Source organism: Pseudomonas sp. RIT-PI-o, from assembly GCF_001297215.1.
GTDB classification, from domain to species: domain Bacteria; phylum Pseudomonadota; class Gammaproteobacteria; order Pseudomonadales; family Pseudomonadaceae; genus Aquipseudomonas; species Aquipseudomonas moraviensis_A.
The window spans coordinates 1-596 of sequence record NZ_LHPA01000029.1; the positions used below are offsets into that span (position 1 = coordinate 1).

The 596-nt window shown below is 59.9% G+C and carries 1 protein-coding gene; it reads left to right on the forward strand.

All coding sequences use genetic code 11. From position 1 onward, the window contains the following. The coding region (locus AEQ63_RS20460) for an immunoglobulin-like domain-containing protein (RefSeq protein ID WP_177330609.1) at nt 1-596 on the forward strand (596 nt) is incomplete at both ends.

The following is a 596-nucleotide window of genomic DNA, read 5'->3' on the forward strand; positions in this document are numbered from 1 at the left end:
GTGCAGGCAACGATCACCAGCGCCACTGGTGGCAACTTCGAAAGCCTGGTTCCAAGCACCACGCCAGCCGTCACTCAAGTCACCGACACCATCGACACTTCGACGGTCAAATTGACCGCTGACACTTCTGTAGCAGAAGGCGGCACCGTCACTTACACCGCAACCGTCGGCGCACCAGTTACTGGTTCGCCTGTGGTCGTGACCCTAGCCAATGGTCAGAACATCACCATCGCTGTAGGCCAGACTTCCGGCACTGCGACCTTCACCGCACCGAACGATGCGCTGACCGGCAACGCTCCGCTGACCAACTCGATCACTGGCGTAAGCGGCGGTAACTTCGAAAATCTGGTGGCGGACAAAACCCCGGTTTCGACTTCCGTCACAGACGTTGCCGACACTACAAATCTGTCGCTGAGCGCGACCGGTTCTGTGGCTGAGGGCGGTCAGATTACGTACACCGCGACCTTGACCAACGCCGCAGGCTCGCCTGTGACCGTGACCTTGTCGAACGGCGCTGTCATCACCATCAAAGCAGGCGAAACCAGCGGCACTGCGACCGTTCCGGCACCGTCCGATGACGTCTACAAAGACGCCGG